The following is a 20,586-nucleotide window of genomic DNA, read 5'->3' as shown; positions in this document are numbered from 1 at the left end:
GTTACTGGGAAGGACGCGATGTCTCTTCGTGCGGCGCAGTTCCGGGCTTGATTCGTTTCCACAACCGGCTTCGCAACCGTCGCACCCAGGGAGGGGGATTCTTTGCAATCACATCAAGCCCGACAGCGAAGACAAGAATGCTTCCGCGGACAACGAGTTGCAGCCAGTTTTCAAGGCTTGTGTAATCCATGCCCTGGATGACCGTCGCCATCACGAGTCCGCCAAGGAACGTACCGAAAATCGACCCGCGGCCGCCCAGGAGGCTCGTGCCGCCAATGATTGCCGCTGCGATCGCATACAGTTCGTAGTACTGCCCTCCGTTCTTGGTCGATCCCTGGTTTTGAGCCATCCAGACAATTCCGGCGACCGCCGCGAGGAAACCCATCAAGGCGAAGACGGCGACAGTCTTCCGCTCAACCTTGATGCCCGATACTCTTGCTGCTTCCACGTTGCCGCCTATTGCAAAAAGGTACCGGCCAAATGTTGTCTGTTTTGAGATCACATGAAGAAGGACCAGTATGCTTGCCATCACGAGCGTCTGGTTCGGAATCCCCTTGTATTCATTCATCTTGTAGACCATTCCCACCAAAAAGGCCGCGACGAGCACCATGATGCCAACGAGCGCAGGGATGTTGAGGGCCGGAAGATTCATCCGCTTGCGTTTTTTCCTCCCAACCACCAGAAGAACAGCGATGAGAAGAGTGATGAGGCAGGCGATCGCATACCCCGTTCCGGCGGGCACGTAGTCGAAACCAAGCGAGACAACCCAGTTTCCTGCCGGAATCCTCGGATCGAATTCGCTGACCTTTTGAGTAATGCCCCGAAACACGAACATGCCCCCCAGAGTCACAATGAACGATGGTATGGCGAAGTACGAAACGAGCACCCCCTGGAACGCGCCCAGAATCGTCCCAATTGCGAGCGCAATCGGGATGGCCGTGTTCGCCGGGAGTCCGGGACCATACTCAGGGTTCATCATCAGGGCTGCCGAAGCAGCAACCAGCGCAAGAAGCGAACCAACTGAGAGATCGATATAGCCCGCGATGATGACAAGCGTCATCCCTGCCGCGAGGATGGTCCAGCTCGCCATGTCGCGGCTCAGCTTCGCGATGCTCTCTCCGCTGAAATAGAACTCACCAACCTGCAGCCGAAAGAAGATCCACATCACCACCAGGATGATGATCATCGACGCCACACGAAGATTGAGTTTTACGCCGAAACGCGGTTCGCTCATGGAAATCTTCTCACGTCTTACGTTTCCCGTTTCCCGTTTCCCGCCTAACCATCATGCATTCCTCCGGTCCCGAAAAGAACTTCGGGCTACTTCGGCCACTGATTCTTTGGCACGCCTGCATAGATTTTCTCCACCGTCTGCCATCCATCTGCAACAACGGTCTTCATGATATTATCCTTTGTAACGAAAACGGGCTCGAGAAATATCGACGGCACCTTTTTGAACCCGTTGTCGAGATAGTTCACCGTGTACCCAAGCGCCCTGATGATGTCCTCCGGCCGCTCTTTCTTCGCAAGCCGGTGGGCCACCTGAGCCGAAACCTCCGCAAGCAATTGCACGGGTTTATACACAGTGACGGCTTGAGTTCCCTCAACGATTCTTTGACACGCCTGGAGTTCTGCATCCTGGCCGGAGACGGGGATTTTCCGATCCATCTTCTCGGCCTGCAGCGCAGCCACAACTCCACCGGCTGTTGCATCGTTGGAGGCAATGATAGCGTCAATCCTCTTCTTCTCGGCGTTGAATTTCGTGATCAGATTTCCAATTCGTCGGCGGGCTTCTTCGCGATCCCAATCATCGAGGAACGGATCCGCGAGGATCGTGATCTTTTTCTTTGTCTTCAGTTCGTGCTCCTTGATCGCTCTGAGCTGGCCTTCCCGCAGAAGCTTCGCATTGTTATCCGATGCTGCTCCGCCAAGCAGAATGAAGTTTCCTTCGGGGACCTTCTGCAGGACCCCCTCGGCCTGAAGATATCCTACTTTCTCGTTGTCGAAGGTGATATACATATCGAGATCGCACCCGACGATCAGCCTGTCGTACGCGAGCACCGGAACATTTTTCTCGTGCGCGCTTGTTACAATGCGGGCCGCGGTGTTCAGGTTCTTCGGTACGACAACAAGAACGTTGACCCCCTGCGTGAGAAGAGTCTCTGCCTGCTTGTTCTGTCGGTCCTGGTCGGCGTCTGCCACGGCGCGCAAGACGGTCATCCCGAACGATCGCGATTTGTCGCCGAAGTACGATTCATCCCGCTTCCACCGGTCGAGATCATATGTCTCCATCAGGAAGCCAACGGTGTAACTGCTGTCGGCTGTCGATGCGGTCTTCTGGTTGTTGCCGCCGCAGCCAACGAGCAGGAGCGATGACAAGCCGAACAAAAGTACAGCAAGAATTCTTTTCATGGTGTTTTGCCTCGGAGGGCTCTCAGTTGTGCAGAACCCGTTCTAATGGGATAAGCCAGCGATGATAGGCTTCGAGATAATCGTCTTTATTCGTTTCAGGTTCAACCCTTTGGACGCGTGAAAGACCGCGAAACGCCTCTTTCATGGATGGGACAAGCCCGGCGCCGACGCCCGCAGCGCGCGCGGCACCCTGCGCGCCGTCGGTGTTGTACAATTCGATCTGGACATCGGCGACGCTCGCCAGCGTTTTGCAGAATATTGGACTCAGAAACATGTTTGCCGCACCGGCACGCAGCACCGTGGGTTGAATACCGAGGGATTGCATGATCTCGATCCCGTATTTGAACGAGAACGCCACCCCCTCCTGCACACCTCTGAACAGCTCGGGCTTCGACTGCATATTGAAATTCAATCCGTGAACCGATCCGCCAACATCCTTGTCACGAAACATCCGCTCCGCCCCGTTGCCAAACGGCAGGATCGAAAGCCCTTTTGAACCCACGGGGGCTGACGCCGCAACCTGATTCATTCTCTCATAGGTGAGATCCACTTCACCCGCAAGCCTTCGAATCCAGCTATTCGAGATTCCGGTTCCATTGATGCACAGGAGAATTCCCACCCTCGGGGCTTCCGGCGTGTGATTGACATGCGCGAATGCATTGATGCGGGACTGCGGATCGCAGTTCAGCGACCCGCTGACAGCATAGACGACGCCCGAAGTGCCGGCCGTTGCTGCGATCTCTCCAGGCTGAAGGACGTTGAGAGACAGCGCATTGTTCGGCTGGTCGCCGGCCCGGTACGCGATTGGGATGCCTGCTTTCAATCCAAGTTCGCGGGCTGCCTGCTCTGTCAGCGCTCCCTGAAATCCCACGGTAGGAACACGCTCCGGCAAGAGGTCTTTGTTCAAGCCGTAGTACGAGAGAATTCTCTCCGACACGTCGTTCCCGGGAAAGTTCCAGAATATTCCCTCCGAGAGACCTGAAATTGTCGTCCTGCATTCACCCGTGAGACGCAAGGCCACGTATTCTCCCGGGAGGAGAATCTTGTGCACTTTTGCGTAGATCTGCGGTTCGTGTTCCTTGACCCAGCGCAGTTTTGACGCGGTGAAGTTGCCGGGTGAATTGAGCATTTCTTTCAGACACACCGGTTCGCCGATTTCGGAAAACGCCTTTCGCCCGATTTCCGTCGCGCGGCTGTCGCACCAGATAATCGAAGGTCGCAAGGCTCGACCATCTCGATCAACGAGCACGAGTCCATGCATCTGATAGGAAATTCCTATCGCCCGGATATCCTGCAGTGAGATTGACGCCCGGGATGCGGCCAGGCGGGTTGCGCCAACGATGGCATCCCACCACGAATGCGGATCTTGCTCAGCCCACCCCGCAACAGGAGAATTGATGACCATCTCCTTGTCCGGATACGAGACGGAAGATACCACTGTGCCCTGTTCCACATCGACAATTGCCGCTTTGATGAACGAACTTCCAACATCATAACCAAGAGCATACATAATAGATGCCCCCCTCTTTCATTGTAGAACTTAGAATACTAGCTGGTTACGCTTTCCACGCGCTTCGCGTGGCTTCCAGGACACGGTCTACTTCTTCCATTGAATTATAGATGTGAGTCGAAATCCGAAGCCCGTTTACTCGGCCTTCGCTCACGCCCCGCGTCCGGAGATTGAATTTGTCAAGATGGCTTTGAAGCTCCAGGTGCGGTAGTTTCTCATGCTGCATGGTAATGAGAGCGCTTCGCTCGGCATCATGTGCTGGAGAGAGAACTTTAATGAATGGTATTGCCTGCAGTCCCTTGAAAAGCCGCGTAGAAAGCGCCTGATCCCTTCTCCAGACGTTTTCCATACCAATCCGTTGCATGAACTTGATCGCCGCTCCGAGTCCAAACCGGAGAGGAACACTCACGGTCCCAAATTCGTAGCGTTGAGCTGTCGGGTGGAATTTCAATGTATCCTTGGCCAGGTCAAACTCATCGGCAGAGTATGCCCCGGTGAATTTCGGTTGTATCACATCGAGCATGGTGCTGCGAACATACAACAGACCGGTTTCTTTTGGACCGAGCAGCCACTTATGCCCGCTTGTTGCGTAGGCGTCGCAGCCAAGCTCGTGGAGGTTGAACGGAAACATTCCCGCGGTTTGCGCGCCGTCGACAAACAGCCAGATGTTCCTGGATTTCGCCAGATCGGCCAGCGCTTTGATCGGAAGGATGAGACCAACCGTCGTCGTGGCATGCGGAATACTGATCAGCCGTGTCCTCGGTGTGATGAGCTTCGCCACGCGGTCTATGTTTTCCTGTGCTGACGCTGCAGACGGCTCGAACAGCTTGACGACAACTCCCTCCCGCCGCACCAACGCCGACCAGGGGACTACATTGCCAACGTGTTCATGGGTGGTAGTAATTATTTCGTCACCACGTTTCAACGGCAATCCGTTGCAGACAATATTGATACCTTCTGTGGCATTCCGGGTGAAAGCCAGCTCCCCTGCGTCACATCCAAGCAGCGAAGCCGCGGCTGCTTTGACGTCCCTCCATAGCTCCTCCGAGTGACCCGTTTCCGAGACTTTCTCAAGCTCATCCATCTTTGCTTTGACAGCATCAATGACCGCAAAGGGAGACGCGCCAAGCCCCCCAGTGTTCATGTACGCCCGCTCATCGGTGAGGGGAAATTGCCCCCGGAGGACTTTCCAGAACAGCTCATCGTCCGGACTGGCAGTCGGCCAGACGGGAGGTGAGTTTTGATCAAGCGTGTCTTTCTGCTTGAACCCCGGAATGCTGGTAAACGCGAGCGTTCCCAGAACGGTTTTGAAGAAATCGTTTCGTTTCATGTGTCATCCTGCAATAGTAAAATCGATCGTGAGTGTCCCCTTCGATGGATAGGGAATTGAAATAGCTCCGTTTGTGACCGCAACATCTTTGCCGTTGACGCGCGCGGAAGTCTTCTCTTTGGACCGCCAGATGTGCACTGAGACTTTCGTTTTTCGAACGATGTGTGTCGAGCGGATGTCGTCAAGCCCCTTGATCAGGAGCGGACGAACAACCAGCCTGTCCAGCTCGGGCCTGAGTCCGACGATCTGATGAACATACAAAGCCATGATCTCATACCAAATCCACCCGACAATGCCAACGGGGGGCGCGGGGGGCGTGATGCTGTGTCCCAAATGTTCGAACCACGAGCCTGATTTTCCAGCCGGCAGGTTTGTCAGCCAATGAAGCACGCGCCAGACTTTTTCGTCATTGCCGGCTTCGGCATGCGCCCGGGCGACCATCACCGAGTTGAACGGCCATGCAGCCGGAGGATCGGGCTCGCTGTGCGTGTTGTAGCGCCCGTAACCGCCTTCCGGCCACTGCTGACTCCACAGTGTCTCGACCCACTCGAGTGTTTTGAGTGACAGTTCGCTCTTCGGATCGATCATCCCGAAGATGATCGGGAACGCCACCACGGTGTCCGGATCCAATGCGGGGGTTTCGTCAATCGCGAGCGGCGAACCCGGAGGCATCGCACCGCGATTGGGCGGTACGCTCAGTTTCTGCCATTCTCCATTTCTTTTCCTGCGTTTAATGAGGCGTCCATTCTCGATCATCTTGAACGTGGGGTCGGTGAGCATGGATTCTTTCATCCCGCGCGCCTTTTGTCGCCATGTGCGGGCGGTAGCGCGATCGTGAATGGCCTCGGCGATCTCGGCTCCCTTCTCCAATCCCATGATAACCCAGAACTGGTACGCCATTTCGAATCCATCTTCGATGCCATGGGGATCGCTGCGTTCCCAGAATTCTCTCTTGTTATGAACCATGCGCGCCCGCTTGTCGAAGAAAACATCCTGGAGCGGAAATTCAGCGCAGAGTTTAATCTTGTCCCAGTATTTTTTTACCAGGGCGTAATCTCCCGTCCAGCAAAGGTACTCCCATACGCTATGGACCAGGCTGCCGTTTTGATTCAGCTCCGTGTAGTCGTAACCGAACCAGCGGCTCGATTCAATCGTGCGGCCGTCGAAACCGATGGCATTTTTGAGATTACTTTCGACAAGCAGGCGCGCTTCATCCACAAACCCGGAACGGAGAAACCCGATCGCCGCCCACAGATGGTCGATCACCCACTCCATGTTGTACTCCCACACACCGGCGTCCATGCGCGCATTGTTGCCCATCACCGACCGCAGACCTGTTTTGGAGACCTTCCAGAGATCGTCAAATTCTTTGTTGCCGGTTTCCAGAATCCCCTTTGCGCTCCAATAGCGTACGGTGTTCTTCCAAAGGACCTCGAAGGTTTTTTTCTTGAATATTTTCTCTCCGTCATTCAGGCAGTACACGTATGTTGCCTGGCGTGACTCGCCCGGAGCAATGATTCCGGCGTCAACGCGCACATCGTAACGACCGGCGACGGTTGCCTCTTTTTCAAGCGTGAACAATTTCATCTTTGCAAGTCCGCGTGCGAAGGCCGCCTTCTCTTTTTCATCGACATAGATTTGATCAAAGAGACCGAAGTTCGCATACAACGACAGGCCATGACGAACACGCAGCGGTCTGGCTGACGCGTTCTTCACGGTTGCCCTCCGGAAAAGAACAGACCCCTCGCTCGGAGCAAAGAACTCCTCCTCTATCTCGCACTCTCCGGCTTTCCAGTGAAGAGAAGCAATCGGGACGTTTTCGGTGTATTTCCATTGCATCGATACGAAATTCTCGGGCGTGACCGAATACCCCTTTACGCCGGTGTACATTCCGTCTTTTTTGGGGCTGCCTGTTTCGCTTTCTTCAATTGTAACGCCAAAACGCGTGTTCGTAAAACCCCGCTCGGGATGATAGAGATAGGTGCTCCATTTTCTGCTGAAGAGCCCCGGATTCATGAACGTAAATCCGAGGAATGATCCGCTGCTGTCTTTCGGGCAGTGTTGAACCACCCCCGTGATGTCGCCATTGCCAAAGAAGAAATATTCGACACCGGGCAGGCATGTAATAAAATCCGGGTGCATGCGCTGCAGGTTCTCCGGTTTTACCTGATCCTGAGGGGTTGGCGACAATTCTTCTTTTGCGGAAACCTCTCCAAACTGGAGGCTGGTACCGAGCAGAGCTCCTGCTGCTGCGGGAGCTTTAAGAAAGTCTCTTCTTTTCATGGTGGCGCTTCCTATCGATATCGGATTTCGACGACAGCCTTCTTCTTTACCTCAACATCTGCGTCGACATAGGGACTGTCTTCGACCGTCTTATTGGTGAACCGTGTCTTCTTTCCGTTGACTGTCACTGCCGTGGCCATTGTCCCGCGCGGAAGGAGTGTGTGAAGACTTGTTGATGATGATCCGCTCAGGTCTAGCTCGATGGTCTTCGTTGATTCGTTGTGTCCAAAGGAATACTCAAACGATGCGCCCGACGCGCCGTAGGACGTGCGTACCGACGCTTCGTTTCTTCCCGCGGCAATCCATCGGGGAGAGAGCCGGACCTTCTGAAGGAGCTTGTGCTGATCCACGACTCCCGCCAACCCCTCCATCAATGCGTACAACATTGCGGAGGAACCCCAACCATCCGTTGGTGACGCGTCCGGACTTGTGCTCGTCTCGACCGTCGACTGCCTGCCGTCCGGGAAGTACCATAAGTACGTCTCATTGTTTCTTGTCAGGCTTTCATATTTCAACAATTGCTCGACGCCGTATTCTTCAAACCCGTGCTCAAAGGCCGCGCGCGCAAGTTCTCCCCCAACCAGCGGGAGAAGACCGCCATTGCAGTAGGCGCCTGCTACGAGTTTCTCGTCACCATAGATTCCGTCCGGCATCGGCGGATCGATGCTGAACCAATCTGCAAAAGCCGACAATGCCTTTCCCCTTTTCTGATATTCTTTGATGATGCTGACAGCCATGTCGTGCGTTGCCAATCCGCGATTGATGTTCATCGGATTGCTGAGACTAATTTGTTCCGCTTCGTCGACCCCGTCGATGATGACCGGAACAAGATGAACGTGGTGTGTATAGAACCGCCCGTTGAAGGAGACTTTGTTTGCGCGGCGCCGGAACGCCTCGGCGAATGTCTTCCAGTGCAGCGCACGCTTCCGGACACCAAGCGTTGAGTATATCGTCGCAACCTGGGAAAACGCTTCGTAAAAGCCCGAGCTATCGCCGTGCATAATTCCCCAGTACGTATCATCGTTGATCTGGAAATTCAGCCACGGGTGGCGTCCTGCGGTGTAATCGAAGTCCCACGTGTCGATCGTGTATCCCCTTTTCACAAGCTTTGTCTTCTTGTCCCAGCGCCAATCATCCGTCAGAACGTAGTTGAGAGCCTTCTCGACAACCGGCATGAGGCTCTTCACCCACTGGTCGTCGCCTGTCGCCTGCCACGCGAGATAGATGGCTTTGATGAACCGAAACTCTACATCCGCTTCAACCGGCACGCGGACGTACTTCGCCCAGTTTTCTCTCTCGCACGGTACTTTTTCCGGCGTCATGGTGAAGTAGTCGAAAATCCATCCCCGGGCTGTCTGGGTCTCGGCGAAGTGATCGACGATGCTCTTCATGTCGGTTTCCCAGTACCGGAAACCGCGCATCATGTCCGAGTAGTCGCGAATCCAGAGACTCGGCGTATCGGGAGTGCGATATCCCCGGACCTTTGTTCCGAACATGTTGTATTCGGTGACATCACTCATGAGGAACTTCTTGATCCTCGGATAGAGCGCATCAAGTTGTGGGTGACCGCATTGTATCGCTGTTTCTTTCATCGGGGTTCTTTGTTCTCAGGTGTGCATGTGACTCTTACCAACAGGGAGTCCAAATCGTTCGCTTGTTTTACGGACAGCGTCAAGATTGGAGAGAGGCGAAGCTGGAACAACGTTATAACCGTCACCAAGGATGATGCCGCCATGCACTGCCAATACTTCCAGTATTTTGGCCGTTTCCTGCTCAACGTCATGCACCGATCCCTCGAAAAGCGTCATCGGGTCGACATTCCCGTGTAACAGGATTTTTCCTGCAAGCACGTGCATTTCTTCGGGCGCATTCCCAGAACCGTAGCCGGTCAGTTGTGTGATGTGAAGATCATTGAGAAGAGCTTCGTGCAAATGCACGTTTCTGCCACATAAATGCATCATCCTGCCATCATGACGATCTGTGCCGAAGAGATCGTAGAGCCGCCTGCCGGAGGGTACACAGAATTCACGGTACTGATCGAGCGAAATAATCTGTGCAGAGTCATCGGAATAGCAGAGCCCGTCCTGCTCAGGGCGGCCGACCACCTTCCGGAAGCCGGTTTCGACCTCGATGAAACGGTCTGTGATCTTCTGGAGAAAGACCTTACAAAGGTCCGGCGCTTCAAGCATCCAAGTGTAGAAATTCGTGTCCACAAGGTCAATTGCCGTCATGAACGGACTGTCGGCGTTGATCCCGATCGTTACATGGATGGGAATGCGTTCTCCATTCAGTGTAAGATCCACCTCCTCCGAGAGGCGCTTCATCTCATGGAACCAACTCAGCTTTTTTCCCCACAAGCTGTCACGCCAATCCGGCAGCGTATAGACCGCAAGTTCGTCGATCGTGCCGATGCGCGGGATGACCTGCGGAGTCTCGTTCTCCTGCCAGTAGATTTCTCCCCCGCAGCCGCTGGCGTTTGTGACATTTTGAAAATCTGGAGAAATGGTAAGAATGGGTTGTGTGAACCAATCATCCGGGGTGTTTTCGATGCGCCACTTAAGGTTTTCGAGTTGGTGAATGAACTGTGTTTTGGGATCTGAAAAGTACTCCGCGAATGTCACTCCCCGCTCATGCAGAAGATAGCGCGCCTCTATCCCCAAGAACACCGGAGCCCTGTCGTACCACTGAAACCTGTGAGCTGCCTCCATCCTCCTTCTGCTCTTCTCCATCTCGCTGATTGGATATCGGATGTCTACGCGATGAAGCACGATGGTTGTCCCTGGTTAGAACAAGTGAATGGTGAAGCGTTCAACGTGAGCCTTCAAACTCCAAACTTTGAACTCAAAACTTGAAACTCGAAACTACCAACTTACACTTTGTCTACTTCATTCTCCACATGAACTCTTTGTCGATGTACGGTTCGTCATCGATGTGGTGCTGCATCAACGTAATCTTTCGGAGCACGAGATCGCCAAAGTTATCGCCATAGATGTGGAGCGATTCTCCTGACGTCGAGACCGGCAACCAATCGATACTGCTTTCATTCCACAGCTTCAGCAGGTTCTTTGCGTTCTCAAGTTCACTTGTGATCATTGCCCGGCAGAGCGACCTAAACCGTTCTTTCTCGCTCATCGATTGTGCTTCCAGATGCCCATGCACCGATTCCGTCCACGCTACACTGTTGCGCATTGTCACGAAATAGCAGAGCGCGGCACGGAGGCGGTCACGTACATCCTCAAATACCTTCCTGGTGGGTTCTGTCCGGGTCAGTCCCTGAAGCAGTGTTGTTGCCGCTTCGAGCGCCTCGATCAGCGGAGAAACAACGTTCCGGTCAATTGCTTCGCGTTTTTCCCCGGCCTCCTTCACAGTGAGGAAATTCCACATCATGTCGTTGTTGAGATCGACACGGGCCGGATTGTTGAAGGTTGCGAGGAGAAACTGTTCGTAGTACGACCGCTCTGCTTCCGGGAGCGCCCCGATATTTGGTACAAACGGCCTCACCCAGAAACGGAACCACGGAAATGCAAAGGTGCTGTATGGAACGCCCGAGGGGTAGGCGCGGACCGCCGCATCAGACAGCATCCATAATCTCACAAGGTCTTGGGCAAGCGGCGCGGCAACCCAAGCCCGTGCAGCATCGAGCAGCATGTCCTCAAACAATTGTTCCGGGTTCTGCTGGAATGATCGAAGCACTTCCCCGTTGATATCGTACGGCACGAGGGACTTTGGCGCACTATTTACCAGCAAACACGTCACGCCGGATTTGGCCGCATCCCGGAGACGTTCATGGACAAGAGCCGGATACGGGAGACCCAGCACATTGTTATCCGCAAGATCAAGTTTGGCGTGAACCAGAGCGCCCGACTTCTTCAGCGTTTCTTGTTCTTGCCTGCTCTCGGAGCCTTCGAAGCCGCCAAACGCCCCCGCGTCAAGCCCGTCGCCGAGTCCGGGTGCAATGTACTTGCGCTCCGCGTAGAATGGCCCAAGATCACAGACCACCCGGCATGCCGGATTGACCCGCCTTGTTTCATCCCGCAGAATGCGATAGTATGTCAGCACATTGTCCGCGGCTTTTCGGGCAATTTCGTCGTCCCCCTTCCACTCACGGATCAAATAGGGGCCTCCGTTCCTGCCGGCATACAGCGATGTGACAAACTCGAAACCGGACCCACTGTCGTTGGTCCAAATGTGGATAAATCCGAGCTGCGGCACCTCCGCCATCAGATTCTGGACCAATGCACGGTAATGCTGTTGCACAACGGGATGCGCCATGGCGAGCGTGTAGCGGGGCCGGAAGCTTTCTCTCGGATGATCGACCCGCGCCCCTCGCAGGAATGGATACTTCATCCAGAATTCTTCAGGCATTGAGCGAGGCGAGTTGATGTGGAGTCCCGGGACAAGTCCATGCTTCACAGCGAGAGCGGAATTTGATTTCAGAAAATCGAGATTTGCCTTGAGATACTCTTTGGGGTAGTATCCTTCGATGAGCGGGCTCGACACAAACTGATCAAGGTCGGGACTGTAGTCATAGAACCATGAATACACGTCCCCTGGTGGCCCGCTTTCGAACGGCCGGTCAACGCCTAAACCGTTGACTGTCACATGAGTGAACCCTTGTTCGGCAAGCTGGTGTATGTAGGCTTCTCCGTCGAAACGCCGGGCACTTCGGAGGCTTCCGACAAGGAAATCACTCAGGTTCCGTAGCCAGAGAAAAGTGGAAATTTGTACACCTCTAAGGCCAAATTCTAAGTTCAAGAGATAAAGATGAACCGCAAAGGGCGCCAAGGACGCTAAGCGGGTTGGAATTATGCAGAAGCAGATTCTCTCATTCTTTTCTTGGCGCCGCTTGGCGTGCTTGGCGGTTCGTTTTTCAACTTCCTGCCAGTTCTCTTCTCACGATTTTCGTTCCCTCCACCATTGCCTTCAGTTTTCCAAATGCCCGATCGCGCGGCATAAATTTCATGCCGCAGTCCGGCACGATTGTCATCTTTTCTGCAGGGATGAATTTCAACGCCTGCCGGATACGCTGCGCAACGACCTCAGGGGTTTCGACCTTTTCATCCTTCACATCAATCACACCGACGGCAATGTCTTTGTCTGTTTTGTGCTGCTGGAAGATCTCCAATCCCACGCCGTCAGACACCGCGAATTCGAGGCACAGCTGCTGGGTCTTCGTCTCCAGAATCGCGGGGAAGAGTTCTGCATACTGGCCTTTGAATAGCTTCTTGAGCTGATAGTTGCCATAGCAGACGTGCAGCGCAATCTTTGCCTGGACTCCATCAACGAGTCTGTTGAATGACTCGACAAGCCACGGCATGTCCTGCGGGAAACCGACCCAGACCGGTTCGTCGATCTGTATGAATTCACATCCGGCGGCGACAAGTCCTTTCAGTTCTTTGTTCAGAATGTCTGCCAGGTCGAAAACAAGTTCTTTCTCGTCTTTGTAGTATTCGTTCGTTGCGCGCTTGGCAAGCATCTGCGGTCCGGTGACGCAGACTTTGGTGCGCGCGACGGCGTGTTCTTTCAGAAACCTGAAATGCTCGTCCATGGTCAGGTTCTGCATCCATTGCACTTTTTCGGTGATGACGGGATCCGCCATCTGAATCGACGGATCGAGGTTTCCAATCGCGTGCATCTTGGATTGAGTAAAATCGAAACCGCGTATGCGTTTCGAAAAGAAGTACACCATCGTCTCGCGCCGGATTTCCCCGTCCGTGATGATATCGACGCCGGCCAGTTCATGGTCCTTGATCACCGACTTTACTGCGTTGTCGTGCGCCTCCCGCACCTGATCAGGCGTCAGAACGCCCGTTGCACCCAATTCACGTACGTGGTCAAGCCAGCGCGGAAAAGAATAGCTGCCGATGACGCTCGTCGGCAGCAGGGGAAGATTCTCTGGGGTCAATGGTCTCTCCTTGCAATAGATGGGGTGGTGAGGATTGTTTTCACTGAGAGTATAGGCGGATATTCATTCTGTTTCCAGCCTTTTTGCTCTCTCCGGCATTCTTCATGGAGCGTAGGCAGGAAAAACACAACGGTCAGGGCGAGATTAGTCACCCTGACCGTGAGTTGTACAAACAGCCAGCAGAAAGGGTTTCTGCTTACTTCATTGATACGTGCAGCGTAATCCGGTGTACATCGGAGAAGGAGCTGAACACCGTGTACGAATAGTCGAGAGAGAGCATCAGATCAGACATCGGCACTCGTACGCCGGCTCCCAACGATCCTTTTTCAAGGCTCGTCTGGACTCCCATGCGTTGAGATGTTCCCTGATCAATACCGTCACCCGCCATTCCGAGGTAACTGTAGTTCAGCTTCCAACCGCCACGGAGGAATATCATGTTATTGAAGTTGTATTCCATGCCGGTGTAGTAGTACTGCTGACCATCTTGCGGCTTCACGGCATCGATCGCAAACGTGATGGAATTATCTCCAACGTGAATCGGTGTCAGCGATGTTCCCATGCTGAACGTCAGCGGAATCGGGGAGGCGTAATCGTAGAACTTGATGTCGCTTCCCAGGTTGGTGATGCGGGCACCGATACTCCAGTTCAGAAGACCGATGTTGTACACCGAACCGAGGTCAAAGCCGACCGCGGTGGCGTTCATGTCATCGATCTTCTCGCTGATCAGTTTCACCGACGCGCCGAGCGTCAGGCGATCCATGACATATGTGGAGTACGTCACTTGCGCAAGCATATCCATATAGTCATAGGTATCTGCACTGGCCTGATCAATTTGTAAACCTTGGAGCACGGTGTTCCCGGGGTACACATCGCGATCGGCGATGATACCGCTCATGCCGAAAGTCATGACACCAACGCCGATCGTGCCGATCCCTTCCAGCTTGTAGGACCCGGCGAACGCGTTCTGTGACAGACCTCCAATCCATGAATTATACGTGAATGATACTTGGGCTTTCTCGTCGCGCAGAGCGACACCGGCTGGGTTCCAGAACATGTTCGTCACGTCTCCATTCGAAGATGTGACAGCTGAGCCCATGCCAACCTGCCGTGCCCCCACGCCGACCTTCAGAAACGCAGCGCTGTTGATACCAGCCTTGCGCGTCTGGGCGGTCACGATCCCGGTGGCAAAAACCACGAGGAGCAAAGCCACAATCGATAGTGAAGAGATCTTTTTCATAGATCTTGCCCTCATAGTTATTTTATTATCGTAAGATGGAGAATTGACCGATCTTCCGGTCTCCTGTCGGCGATTCGACGACGTACAGGTAGAGACCGCTCGCGACTTCAAGACCATCCTTGGAGAACATATCCCAGAATGTGCTGCCGCGGTTTGCATCGGTCGAACTGAAATTGATGACATCAATGATCTGCCCTGATACGTCGGTAATGGTGATCTTGCATGACGGCGGCAGGTTGTAGAACAGGAGCTTGTGATCATATACATTCGCCCTGTTGTCGTGCAAAGCCGCTCTCTTATACGGATTCGGACGGACTCCAACGGTGCCCACACTGCCGGCCGGAGCAAGCGCCGAGTACACGATCTGCACTGCACCGACGTTCTTCATGCCTGCAGCACTTGCGGCTGCATCAGTCGTTGCGGTCTTTCCAAAGTTGGCGTTTTGGATTGCGAACGGGTACGTGAGCGCCCATAAGCCTGTCGCGCCGTTTCTGTTGGTCGAGTGCGTCTCGATGCGTGTGGTTGTCTCACCATCCGGACCGGTAAAGGTGCCTTCTTTGTAGGCAGCAACATAGTACCAGTAGGAGAATCCGAGAACAACATCTTTGTCCTCATAACGATATGTGTATCCGGGTGAGGCCCCTGTTGCATAGGTTGACTTCGAAGCAGTCGGAATGACCGCAACCAGATCCCATGTGCCCCACGTGTCGGGCTGGTATGATCCCTGGGATGCGGTCGCATTGACCTGACCAAACGCGTCAAACTTCGGATTGACCGGTTTCTTCAGGTTTGCGGGAAGCGGTCCCGGTGTCATGTTCTCCTGATACCGGTCGGAAACGCGCATGCCATCTTCCAGGAAGTACTTCTTGAGATATTGTGAGGACTTGTAGATTTTGTATCCTGCGAAACCGGGTTCAGCTTCGGCTCGCGTATCCCATTCCACAGCAACCGACTTTGTCAACGTGTTCGTAACCTTCATGTCGGGCAACGGTGGAAGCACGGGAAGAACGTAGTTCTGTGCATATGCCCAGCGTGCTGCGCGGACTGCCTTTTGAATACCTTCGAGGCGAAATCCTGCAACGGTCGCCATGGTGATGACCATGGACTCGCCCGGGGCGAGACTGAACGGACCTACACCGGCGAACATGTCTCCATTGAAGTTCTCAGTGTTGCTTGCTCCCTTGGAGAATTTTCCCCAACCGGTCGGGTAGTTCGTCGTCGCATCAGCTTTGCCGTCTTCGTACGACGGGTTATCAAAAATGTTCGTGCTCTTGAAGTCTCCATCCGGTCGTCCGGCTCCGGTTGTTTTCGGCACAAACGTCGTCATGTCGCCTGCTATGCCGCCGGAGAAGAAGTTCGGATTGGGACTGAGATTGAAGTTGGTCGCGTCTGTTTGTCGGCTTCTTCCGGCATCGAGGAACCATGCTCCGGTCGCCGTCAGGAACTGTGCCTTCGGATTGCTGGACCCCCAAAGCTGGGCCTGGCTTCCGGAGGACATGTACCATCCACGCTGCGCACCGACGCCGATTGGGTCTGTGCCATAGATGGTTTGCTTTGTAGCATTGCCGACAACCGACTTCGAACGATCCGTCGGCAGGCTCCCGCTCTTTACGTCGATGATAACAAAGCCAGACCAGGTATCTGTATACCACTTCCTGGCACCGGTATTGAATCCGATATCGACATTTCCGGCTGTGGGGTTTAAGACCGAACAGGCGGGATACATCGTAGCAAACGCCCAGGGTGAACCGGAGGCATCAGCATCCTCGACCCATGCTCCCTGAGCTACGAGGGGCGTCAACGTAATATCATTGTTGTTTCGTCCACCGCCGCCATAACTTCCAACCGACATATATCGCTCTTCTGTGAAGCTGAACGCCAGCGCTTTGATCGTGTTGTTCACTTTCTCGGCGACACCATCCATGTTCATGTCGAGGACGCCGGTGTTCTTGAACTCGATCTCAAGTATGACGAAGTCGTTCAGGTTGTTCCAGTTCGGTCCCTGGAAACCGTGGGCGCGCATCTTTACGTCGAGACCCAGATTGCTGGGGAATGCCGCTTCGTATACCGCGTGCTGCCGCCGAGTGTTGTCGACCCAGTATGGCTCGACAGTATAGTGGCGGGCGGCATCGGTGCCACCCTGCAGTGTGGGCATATACTGCACCTGCGCGTAGTTGTTACCCCCTGCGGTCGCAGAAAAATAGCTGGGGTTGGCCTTGCCACCGATCTGTGTGGGACAGAAGTTTGGATCCGGATCGAATGCTCCGGCCCATGCGTTTTTGTACCAGTAGTTTGTATAGAACCACGCTGCCGGCCAGTGCGTAGCCGGGGTTGACCAGGCGCGGTCGAAGTTGCCAAGGCGAATGAAGTTCTTATAGCCTTGAGTCAGGTATGTACCTGCGTCGCTGTAGCTTGGCGTAAAGCTCATCGGCAGGAATGATTCCCACGTATCGCCCGCCTGAATCACACCACCACCCGGGTAATTTACCGTCGAGGTGGCGGGTGCCGTCTGGGCAAACAATGTTGCCGGAACGACAACGAGCAATAGAGCAAGAATCGCGAAGAGCAATTCTTTCTGTCTTGTCATGTTCATAATGTTACTCCCATTAATAGTATGGTTCACAGCCAGTGTCGTTCTCTTAGAAATCAATCCTCACGCCGAAGTAGTATTCACTCGGAATGTCGTAGAACGGACTTCCATCGTAGTACACCGCGCGCTTGTAGGAACCCGTAGGATCAATTGTGCCGTCATTCAACTTCGCGATTCCAGCAGCAGAATATTCCCAGAGCTGTGCGCCGGAGGCCGTGTTGTCGTAGCCGATGATGTTCTTCCAGCCGAACGCGTTCTTCAGGTCGAAGAACACCGCGAAGTGAATATTGTTGAGTGTGAACCCTTTTTCCACGCGCAAGTCAACCATCTTGTTCCACGGCGCCTGTCCAAAGTCGCGGCCGGCAACACGCGGATCGACGGTCACGCTCAACGGATAGTAGAATCCGCTTTGGAACGTGCCGACAGAGGAGACCATGACCTGGTACGGGAATTCAAGGAACAGAACATAACTGATGCGGTGAGCGCGATCGTATCCGCCTGTCAGCAGGTTACTGCCGCCGGTTACATTGGTCTCAACCTTGTTATAGGCCCAGAGATCATCAAACGGCAGCGTGTTTCCATACTTCAGGGTATCGGGACGCGAGAAGGTGGTTTGCTGCAGCGCATCGTTTCCTGTCCAGCCCGTTTGCTTGATGTAGCTGTACGAGTAGTTCAAACGACCATAGACGGTAACGAAATCGAAATAGGTCTGACGCAGCGCCTGGATGCCGAACTCAACACCGCGTGCATCAGCATATTGCCCGCTGACCCACATGGCGTTTGATCCGTTGGCCAGGTTCAGCGTCACTGCGTTCTGGCTGTAGTTCTCGATGTCACGCATGTATGCGGTGAACGTCAATCCGAACTTCTTCGGGACAAACTCCCATTGCGCACCGAGTTCGTAGTTCGAGGATCGGACTGGCTCCTGCCTCAAGCTTGCGAACTGCGGTAATTGACCGGCTGCGCCGAGAACGGCATTGTAGCTTCCGTAGAGGCGTGAGAATGGCGGCGGAATGGAGTTGCGTGAATAGGAGAAGTACATCGCAGCTTCGTCCGAGATCGGGTGCGACACACCGATACGCGGTGAGAAGAACCAGTATGGCTTTACGTCATCCTTGCCCCGGATCGGGAGCAGTTCCTTGCGCAAGCTGTCGTCAATTTGAACATTGTTCGTCAGAACGAACAGGTTGTAGTAATTGGCCCAGTCTGCTGCTTTGGGATCCCATCGGTCGATTCGCGCGCCAAGGTTGATGACGAGGCCCGCATATTCCATGCGGTCCGAAACATAGCCGCCGAATTGCGTCGGGTAGAACTGCCATTTTTCAACGAGCATTTTTCTGAGAACGTCCGTCGCATCGGAGCCAAGGCTCGAATTTCTCTGGACCTTGCTGATATCGTTGAACTGGAAGGAGACTCCAGCTTTCAACTGGTTGTTGTAGTCAACCTGGCTGGTGATATCGAACTTGGCCGTCGTAACGATGTTCTTTGTGTTCTCATAATAGAACGTTGGGCGTGTGATCAGGATCTGTCCGTTGCCCGCGGTCATTGGCTGTGTGATAAAGCTCGGACCCGCTTCGTCACCGATACGGAAGAACTTAAACAGGTCAATACCAGAGCGTGAGATGTACTTCTCGGCATCGGCCGTTTTTTCCAGCGTCAGGAACTCCCCGTTTTCATTGAGGGCACAGATCCCGTCACCGTTATCGTCGGAATACCCGTAGCGATCCTGACGATACGTGTGACTGAGCTGAATTTCATAGAACGATGACTGGGAGAGCATGTGGGTGGCCTTGAGGCTTCCAACAAAATTAAATCCATCGCTCTTGGGAACGCCTTCCAGGAAAAGCCTGGCCTTGTCATTATAGTAGGAGTTCTTCCAGCCGAAGATGTAACCTCTGTCATTCAAGATGCCAAATGCATTGATCTTGAAAGACTTGCTCAGGTTGTAGGTCGTCTTGAATGTCAGGTCGGCCTGCTGAGAGTGTTCGTTCGGCAAGCGTCCGTGGGAGTCATAGTATTTGCCGCTCAGCATGAATCCCCAATTATCGGTGATGCTGCCGCTGATCATCCCGTCGACATCGATCACGGGCTTGTCGTTGTTTAGGTATTTTCCCGTGTAGTACGTGTATTTCAAGCTCTTGATACTATCCGGGGTAATTGCCAATTGGCGGGCAGCTGTCGGTGCCGTCGCCTGGAGTGCTTTATTCGCTGCAAGACGAGCCTGCGTTGCATTCTTCTCGTCATAGTAAACCTGGTCATTCCAGTAAAGATCCGGACCGTCGTACTTGAGCCCACTCAACTGACTTACTCGGGCGGAGAAGCTGCCCGAGAGCTTTCCGCGTCCTTCACGGAGAGCGTAGTTGATGATACCAGCTGTCGCTGACGCATTGTCTGCGCCTGTGGCTCCGGTGTTTACGGAGAGCTGCTCAACCGCGTTGAAGGTGACGGTGGCGTTTGTGCTCAATTGGTAATCTCTGTAGCGAGTCACAAGCCCGGAAGAGTACAAGATTCCCTGGTTCGCCTGGTCTCCGCCGATGGCATAGTACTGATCGCTGATGTCGACACCGTCAACGATGGTCTTGGTTTCCGTGATCTTGCCGCCGCGCACGAACCCTTTGAATGCTCCGGGCGTGGTGTTCAAGACTTCCAAGGCTCCGGTGATCGGCAGTTTGTTTGACAATTCGTCTTTTCCGATGGTCGACTTGGAAGATGTTTGAGATTTGTCAACCACTCTCATCTGCGCCTGAATGACCACTTCCTTGAGTTCGATTGTTTCTTGGCGTAGATCGAAATTTAGGTCTGAGGTCTGATCGGCACGCACCTGAACACCGCCGACCTCTAAACGCGCATACCCAACAACGGATGCCTGCACGGCATACGTCCCGGGAGGTACGTTCAGGATGTAATACCGCCCCTCGGCATCTGTCGCCGCACCCATCGTCGTGCCTACGATAACCACGTTTGCACCAACAACGGCTTCCTTGGTGGTAGCGTCCTTTACCGTCCCGGAAATTTTTCCGTTCCCAGCAAACAGGAGCGCTGGGATGGCAAGGATAATCAAGAGTATCAGGAGAACTTTGCACCAGGAGGATCTCATGATGTTGCTCCTTGGATGTAGAAATATATCAGTGAGTTATTGATCGAAGTATGATACGAGAAAGGATCGAGAAGATAGTAACGCGATCGCAGTGAGTGGTAACACAAACACGGAGTAGCATGTATTCTATCCCAGCACCTCCCTTCTATCAAAGTTTCGAATGAATGGGGTTGAGACGAACGCCTATGTTGGCCGCAAATGCTCCCCGCGGCGTGTCGCTGG

The 20,586-nt window shown here is 53.9% G+C and carries 12 protein-coding genes; all 12 read right to left on the bottom strand.

What is annotated here, in order from left to right:
- Position 1: 1 nt before the first annotated feature.
- Entirely contained in the window at positions 2-1,234 is a 1,233-nt protein-coding gene (locus NTU47_01910) for a hypothetical protein (protein MCX6132544.1), read from the bottom strand.
- A gap of 86 nt (positions 1,235-1,320) precedes the next feature.
- Positions 1,321-2,412, bottom strand: coding sequence for a substrate-binding domain-containing protein (locus NTU47_01905; protein ID MCX6132543.1), 1,092 nt, complete (start codon positions 2,410-2,412; stop codon positions 1,321-1,323).
- A 22-nt stretch (positions 2,413-2,434) separates the two neighbouring features.
- Positions 2,435-3,922 (bottom strand): FGGY family carbohydrate kinase, encoded by a 1,488-nt coding sequence (locus tag NTU47_01900; GenBank protein MCX6132542.1) that lies wholly within the window; start codon positions 3,920-3,922, stop codon positions 2,435-2,437.
- A 46-nt stretch (positions 3,923-3,968) separates the two neighbouring features.
- A complete protein-coding gene (locus tag NTU47_01895) occupies positions 3,969-5,252 on the bottom strand; it encodes an aminotransferase class V-fold PLP-dependent enzyme (protein MCX6132541.1) in 1,284 nt (427 codons plus the stop codon).
- Between the two features lie 3 nt (positions 5,253-5,255).
- Positions 5,256-7,535 (bottom strand): twin-arginine translocation signal domain-containing protein, encoded by a 2,280-nt coding sequence (locus tag NTU47_01890; protein ID MCX6132540.1) that lies wholly within the window; start codon positions 7,533-7,535, stop codon positions 5,256-5,258.
- A gap of 11 nt (positions 7,536-7,546) precedes the next feature.
- Positions 7,547-9,127 (bottom strand): hypothetical protein, encoded by a 1,581-nt coding sequence (locus NTU47_01885; protein ID MCX6132539.1) that lies wholly within the window; start codon positions 9,125-9,127, stop codon positions 7,547-7,549.
- A gap of 15 nt (positions 9,128-9,142) precedes the next feature.
- The gene (locus NTU47_01880) at positions 9,143-10,303 is read right to left on the bottom strand and encodes a hypothetical protein (protein ID MCX6132538.1); all 1,161 of its coding nucleotides are present in this window, start codon (positions 10,301-10,303) and stop codon (positions 9,143-9,145) included.
- Positions 10,304-10,415: 112 nt separating this feature from the next.
- Positions 10,416-12,137 (bottom strand): hypothetical protein, encoded by a 1,722-nt coding sequence (locus tag NTU47_01875; protein ID MCX6132537.1) that lies wholly within the window; start codon positions 12,135-12,137, stop codon positions 10,416-10,418.
- 268 nt (positions 12,138-12,405) lie between these two features.
- Positions 12,406-13,440, bottom strand: a complete 1,035-nt coding sequence (locus NTU47_01870; protein MCX6132536.1) for a hypothetical protein — start codon at positions 13,438-13,440, stop codon at positions 12,406-12,408.
- Positions 13,441-13,636: 196 nt separating this feature from the next.
- Entirely contained in the window at positions 13,637-14,677 is a 1,041-nt protein-coding gene (locus NTU47_01865; protein ID MCX6132535.1) for a PorV/PorQ family protein, read from the bottom strand.
- Between the two features lie 25 nt (positions 14,678-14,702).
- Positions 14,703-17,270, bottom strand: coding sequence for a hypothetical protein (locus NTU47_01860; protein MCX6132534.1), 2,568 nt, complete (start codon positions 17,268-17,270; stop codon positions 14,703-14,705).
- Between the two features lie 46 nt (positions 17,271-17,316).
- Positions 17,317-20,364 (bottom strand): carboxypeptidase-like regulatory domain-containing protein, encoded by a 3,048-nt coding sequence (locus NTU47_01855; GenBank protein MCX6132533.1) that lies wholly within the window; start codon positions 20,362-20,364, stop codon positions 17,317-17,319.
- Positions 20,365-20,586 lie beyond the last annotated feature (222 nt).

This window comes from Ignavibacteriales bacterium, assembly GCA_026390595.1.
GTDB lineage: Bacteria > Bacteroidota > Ignavibacteria > UBA10030 > UBA10030 > UBA9647.
Note: the sequence above shows the minus strand (reverse complement) of the source record. Positions and strands in the feature narration are given on the sequence as shown.

Coding starts and splice junctions, on each gene's coding strand:
- NTU47_01910 (MCX6132544.1), bottom strand. CDS start 1,234: ATGAGCGAACCGCGTTTCGGCGTAAAACTCAATCTTCGTGTGGCGTCG.
- NTU47_01905 (MCX6132543.1), bottom strand. CDS start 2,412: ATGAAAAGAATTCTTGCTGTACTTTTGTTCGGCTTGTCATCGCTCCTG.
- NTU47_01900 (MCX6132542.1), bottom strand. CDS start 3,922: ATGTATGCTCTTGGTTATGATGTTGGAAGTTCGTTCATCAAAGCGGCA.
- NTU47_01895 (MCX6132541.1), bottom strand. CDS start 5,252: ATGAAACGAAACGATTTCTTCAAAACCGTTCTGGGAACGCTCGCGTTT.
- NTU47_01890 (MCX6132540.1), bottom strand. CDS start 7,535: ATGAAAAGAAGAGACTTTCTTAAAGCTCCCGCAGCAGCAGGAGCTCTG.
- NTU47_01885 (MCX6132539.1), bottom strand. CDS start 9,127: ATGAAAGAAACAGCGATACAATGCGGTCACCCACAACTTGATGCGCTC.
- NTU47_01865 (MCX6132535.1), bottom strand. CDS start 14,677: ATGAAAAAGATCTCTTCACTATCGATTGTGGCTTTGCTCCTCGTGGTT.
- NTU47_01860 (MCX6132534.1), bottom strand. CDS start 17,270: ATGAACATGACAAGACAGAAAGAATTGCTCTTCGCGATTCTTGCTCTA.
- NTU47_01855 (MCX6132533.1), bottom strand. CDS start 20,364: ATGAGATCCTCCTGGTGCAAAGTTCTCCTGATACTCTTGATTATCCTT.